Source organism: Flavobacterium frigidimaris, assembly GCF_002217275.1.
GTDB lineage: Bacteria > Bacteroidota > Bacteroidia > Flavobacteriales > Flavobacteriaceae > Flavobacterium > Flavobacterium aquidurense.
The window spans coordinates 1-5,697 of record NZ_MUGV01000003.1; the positions used below are offsets into that span (position 1 = coordinate 1).

The 5,697-nt window shown below is 30.5% G+C and carries 5 protein-coding genes; 1 reads left to right on the plus strand and 4 read right to left on the minus strand.

Annotation, left to right across the window (positions count from 1 at the left end; translation table 11 throughout):
- The coding region (locus B0A65_RS23195) for a hypothetical protein (RefSeq protein ID WP_207556388.1) at positions 1-181 on the plus strand (181 nt) is incomplete at its 5' end.
- 1,658 nt (positions 182-1,839) lie between these two features.
- Here B0A65_RS23195 and B0A65_RS01155 read toward each other — a convergent pair.
- The 4 genes from B0A65_RS01155 to B0A65_RS01170 all read right to left on the minus strand — a co-directional run.
- A complete protein-coding gene (locus tag B0A65_RS01155; RefSeq protein WP_074658237.1) occupies positions 1,840-2,214 on the minus strand; it encodes a hypothetical protein in 375 nt (124 codons plus the stop codon).
- A gap of 8 nt (positions 2,215-2,222) precedes the next feature.
- Entirely contained in the window at positions 2,223-2,414 is a 192-nt protein-coding gene (locus tag B0A65_RS01160) for a hypothetical protein (RefSeq protein ID WP_074658235.1), read from the minus strand.
- 1,200 nt (positions 2,415-3,614) lie between these two features.
- Positions 3,615-4,556, minus strand: a complete 942-nt coding sequence (locus B0A65_RS01165) for a PorP/SprF family type IX secretion system membrane protein (RefSeq protein ID WP_074658233.1) — start codon at positions 4,554-4,556, stop codon at positions 3,615-3,617.
- Between the two features lie 20 nt (positions 4,557-4,576).
- On the minus strand, positions 4,577-5,697 hold a 1,121-nt coding region (locus B0A65_RS01170; RefSeq protein ID WP_207556389.1), incomplete at its 5' end, for a gliding motility-associated C-terminal domain-containing protein.

Consider the following 5,697-nt stretch of genomic DNA (forward strand, 5'->3'; position numbering starts at 1 on the left):
CCTAAATTGGGTCGCTATGTCTGACAATTGTCAGTGTTATATATTTTCAAAAATAGGATTTTTATTTCATAAATCATCAAACGGATTTTTTTATTTGTTGAATACTTTTCATACTAACATTACTATAAATTTGGGCGCTTTTGCAAGTTTTATGAATTGGCGAGAACGCGATTCTAACTAATAGTGATATTACATTCAACTAGCAAAATATAGATCATTTAAAATCTTTAAATCTTTCACCAATGGTTCGAATTCTGTACGATCATGGTTTCTATAAAAATGATTTAAGTATTCTGTTTCTGATAAGCAACCAAATTCAGGTTTTTATACTTTAGATTACAGAAAAACATTAGTACACCCTGTCCTAGCCCCGATAGCAGTGAAATCCTTTTGTGCCGGGGTTCGGCACAAAAGATTGGAACGGATAGCGGGAAAAAGCTCCAAAAAAATAATATCAAACCTAAAACCCAGTGATCAGCATCAGATACGCCACAAAATTACCACAAGCACCACCGTAATTCCCAAAACCCGATCAAAGCCCCAAAACACGCAGCCAAAACACCCAGCCCCTATGACCCGCAGAACCCTTATAAGGAACCCCAAAGCGGCCCCAAAGACATAAGGGTGAAGGACATAGAAAAGCACCTTATAGAAAATGACCCTTTAAAGGGGTCTCAAACCGATGTGGATACCCAAAACAGCGATGAGGCTCAAAGCGACAACTTTGAAACCATAGCGCCCCAAAAGGATAATCCGGTAAGGAAGGAATTCGAAATTTAATTTTTAGATGAGAGGATATCAAAAAATAAATAATTTTTTAATCCTTTTTTATACACAATACTCTCTCAAATGTGTCACCAGCAGGATACTTATCGTTAGTCTGGGTTCGAAACTGTATTAAAAAAAACTAATGAATTTGACCTATTGTCGCCAGTGAGAAATAAACAAATTGTTATAAATTTTTCGAAATATAAAAAAGCTTAACAACATAATCCTTAAGCTTTATATCTCTGAAGTCACAAGGTTAAAAGCTCATTTCTACGAAACAGGCTTTTGAGTATTAAATAACCAGTTGAGTTATTAGATTCATTAAACCTGATTGGATAAAATTTATAAAGGATTTTTTAAATATAATATGTCCAAAATTTCTACCAAACAACGCCCATGAGTCTTGTTATCTCAATAAGGATACTTTGTTTTATTTTGCGATATGTTTGCTTTAAATTGTACCACAATTGTACCACTGAAGTTGTAAACTCCAGTAAAATAAGGAATACTAATTTCTTAGAAGGAAAATAAGACGGTAAAACAATACAAAACACACTACTAAACAAAACGTTAAAATACTATAAATAAACATTAGAGCACTTTTTTTATACCCTTTTCTTTTTGGAAGGAATATCATTTTTTGCATATTTTTACACCTTCATTGTACATCAAAATCAGTTTGTTACAAACAAAATGAAAATTGGACAAATTATGGGGCTTAAGTTGACTTAAATGTACTTATATCAAAATAAATGTAAAGACTGTAATGTGTAAAATAAAAAAGCCTTTCCATAGGATTTAATCCCATGAAAGACTTTTTATAAAGAATTCTAGTTCTTTTTTAATTCTCTAATATCCAAAAGAGTTCCTTATAAGGAATTCTTTTTTGTAAAAGTATTGTGTGAAAAGCGAGGCTTTTACAAGCTTTTCTAAGATCAGGCATACCTACAAGGTAACTCACAAAATTTAATAATTATTAGTAAAGATTAGTATTTTAATAATTAACTTTTACCAGACTTTATGAATCAGAGAGCAGGATTGGAATTTGATCATTTAAAACCTTGCCCATAGTTAAAAACATTTTACATAAACTATTCGCAATACAAATAAGAATAACATAAAAACAATGACATAACTTATTTTTTTATTATAAAGTAGTATGTCCGCATCTGAAAAATTTAAATTTCGAATTTTCTCTTTTGGGAATATAAACCAAAAAGGCAGAGCACTAAGAATAACCAACGGGAAAAAAAATAAATAACGTAAAGATGTGTTTAATTTAGCTATATAAGCAAGCCCTAAAAAAGTAGGCTGCGTTATAATAATGGGTATTGTTATAAAAACAAGCCCAAAAAGTAAAATTGCTTTAAGATAGGTAAAGTCAAAACCATCTTTTTTTATTCTGTATCTTGTAGTTTTCCAGAAAATATAATTTAAAAATTTCATATTTATTATTAAGGTTGATTAAAAACATTTGAAATCTCAGTCTTTACTGATCCTCCATTAGAATAACCGGCACCACTGTCTATTAAACTTCCTAATTCACCAGCGACCTGCGCGGTAAGGTGGAAGAATTTATTAAAATTGAAGTTAGATGACTTAAAAATTGAAGTTGCACTAAGTAGTAAAAGAAAATTTATACTCATGTAAATAAGGAATGAGTTGGATCCATGTTTACTAACGTTGTATACTAAAATAGATAAGCACCATAATCCAAAGGATAGTATTGGTAACTTAAAAAAAAGAGAGGGTGGTTTCTTCGAAAAATTAAGAGCAAAAAGAATCGAAAAATTAAGGTAAAGAAGTAAAATAAATAGTTAGAAGTGGAAGAGGAATTATAAAAAAAATCAAAATTCAGAAGACTACCAGTAATAAGAAGAAGAAGAAGAAGAAGGACTTCAAATAATCCATCTGATTTTAATATTAGTTTTTTCATTTTGGAGTCTGGTGGTATTTGTTTTTGTTTTAATGATTTGATAAAACGAAGGTAAAATTGTAAGTGAAAATTGACTTTTAATTTTGGTTAAAAATCTGTTGATTTTGTCTAAAACAAGGGATTTTTATAAGGAGCTATTCTTATAAAAAATAGTTATTAGAAATTACCTTAAGTAAGGAGTTGTTCAACTAGTTTTTTTACAGCAATTTGTTTGGACAATATGAAAAATTTAAAAGTTTCTTTTAGTGAGTTTTATTGAGACTGAAAACTTAAAAAGACAACCAATTTAGTTGGAAAATCTATTTTGAAGAAGTATAAGATAATATTGATAAAGCAGGAGTTCAAAAAATTATGTAAATCAAAAAAAACTAATTGTGTTTGTATAATAAGAAAATTGAGTTTTCAGTGTTTTGATGGAAAAGAAAATTAATTATTTTTACTAAAAAAAATATTTAAAATTAAACCATATAATTTCAACTGAATTTTCTGGTTAATATTTTATTAAATTGGTTGTTTTTACATTTTAACGAAATTTTATATTTCAATAGAAAAGGCAGTACGGGTTATTTGCGATATTTTGCTAAAATTTGTACCCCATTTGTACTTAAAAATAGCTCAGACCTTACAAATAAAGAATTGCTAATTTCTGCATTGTTAAATACTGGCAGAATCATGGCATAGTAAAATTTTACTAAACAATAATTCCAGCAAAATAAGTCTCTAAGATGGTTCGACAAAGTAAAAAACTAACAAAATTCCTTACTGCAAGTTTTGTGGAAAATCATTGTAGGTCATGTTTTCGAAAAGTAGAAATTCAGAAAAATTAGCAGTTAACGGATTTAGGTTTGAAACTTTATGAAGAAAAATTCATCCTAACTTTTTTCTCTCCTTTTATTTGCAAATTCAAAACTTAGAAACCAATTTCATTTGATGAATTAATAAAACTACAACTACATTCTCTACGAATATCTTTTGTTTGTTTGAATGTATATTTTAAGTAAAACTGATGCGATGTTGGTGCATAAGCTCCTAAACCATTTATATTGTGATCATAGGCGTAACCTGCCTGAAAGTTTTCTAAAAAGTTAAATCCAACCATTGCAGTAATAGCGGATTCCCAACGATAAGAAACCCCAAAACGAAACTTTTCCTTTAACTCAAAATTAAAAGCAACATCAAATATAAAAGGCGCATTTTTTATTGCTCTTGCCAATATAGAAGGTTTAAACAACAACTGATCATTAATCGCTGTTTGATATCCTGTAGTTAAATAAAACTGTGAATTGGTGGAAATAGAAGAACTTTTAATAGAAGGATCAAATGTTTCTTTAATAAAATTAGGAGTCGAGAGTCCGAGAAACCAGCTGGGTGTATTGTATAAAAAACCAACTCCAATCCTTGGCGAAACTTCATTATTAATATTATTTTGGAAACTTAAATCGTCGTCATCACCTATGTCAAGTCTGTTAAAATCAACATTAAGATTACTTAAACCTGCCTTTAATCCAAAAGTAATCATGTTATAATCGCTTGTATAAATAGTATAAGAATAATCAACAGTGGCTGTTAGTTTTTGGGTTACTCCAATATTTTCATTTATAATGTCAAGACCTGTTCCCATGTACATAGAAATCGGAATATTGACATTTAAATTTTGGGTCTCAGGAGCTCCTTCAAAACCAACGAATTGTGATCTGTGAATTAAAAGAACATTTCCGTCAAAAAAACCGGCGAAAGCAGGATTAAAACTAGACATATTGAGTTTATAATCTGAAAACTGGGCTTCTTGTTGCGCTTTTGCAGAAGATAAAATCAGTAATAGTAATACTATAATTATATAATTGAATTTCATTTTTTAATTTTAGATGGGAATTAAGGGTTCAGGTGTAAAAAACCTTTTTTGGTTATTCGCTTATTTTCGTGATTGGTGAAACTAAATACATAGTAATAGGTTCCAAACGGAAGCAAACCGTTTCCGAGTCTAATTCCCTTATTGGCATACCCCTTAAATAAATTATCTGCTTGTCCATAATTTTTAATTTCGTAAACTAAGCTTCCCCAACTATTAAAAATTTCAAGCTGATTATCCTTAAATGTTGATGCTCCCTCAATATTGAAGTAATCATTTTTTCCGTCTCCATTTGCAGATATTCCATTGTTTATAATGACTTCGCAATAATTGAAAACAACTTCTACTTCAAATCTTTTAGAACTTTCACATGTTTCATCAAAGTAGGAAGCGTAATATTTATGTTTATCTTCTAATAAAGTATCACTATCTAATGGAACTCCTCCTGATGCGGTATCATACCAGAGTATTTCTTTTTCATTAGTGATAAGATCTGAAATTGCTGCTTTATTCTCTCTGCAGAAATATTGTATTGCGTTTCCGGTTGGAGATGCCTCATCATTGACAATTATAGTAACAGGAATGCGGCTGGTGTTACAGACGTTAATTGAAACTTCTGCATAATAAATTCCTGAGCGTAAAACTTCCAGAGGTAAAACTACCGCTGTTGATAAAGAATCTGCAAACCAATTTAAAACTCTATACGGTATTGAGATATCTGAAACTAAAGGTTGATCAACTGCGCAAAATTGCTGCGATAAATTAGAAACGTTTACTATCGGCGCTACTTCTACAAGGACACTTGCTGTTTGTGAAGCAGAATTTCCGCTTGTATCTGTAACGGTTAAGGATACTGTATTTACTCCCACATTAGAACAATTGAAAATGTTTTTATCTAAAGTCATTGAAGCTATTCCACAATTATCTGTAGAACCATTGTCAATATCTATTGTAGTAATTGCAGCATTTCCTAAGGAATTCAATTGAATTGTAATGTTCTTTGTAATAACTACAGGCGTGGTTGTATCCACAATAGTTACCGTTTGAATTTGAGTACTTGTGTTAATTCCATCCGAATACGTCCATACTACAGTTGTCGAAGCTGTAATTGGGAAAGTAGTCGTCGTTGTTCCAGTTACCCCTC

Excerpts from the sequence above, each read along its gene's own strand:
- B0A65_RS01155 (WP_074658237.1), bottom strand. The coding sequence starts at position 2,214 with ATGAAATTTTTAAATTATATTTTCTGGAAAACTACAAGATACAGAATA.
- B0A65_RS01160 (WP_074658235.1), bottom strand. The coding sequence starts at position 2,414 with ATGAGTATAAATTTTCTTTTACTACTTAGTGCAACTTCAATTTTTAAG.
- B0A65_RS01165 (WP_074658233.1), bottom strand. The coding sequence starts at position 4,556 with ATGAAATTCAATTATATAATTATAGTATTACTATTACTGATTTTATCT.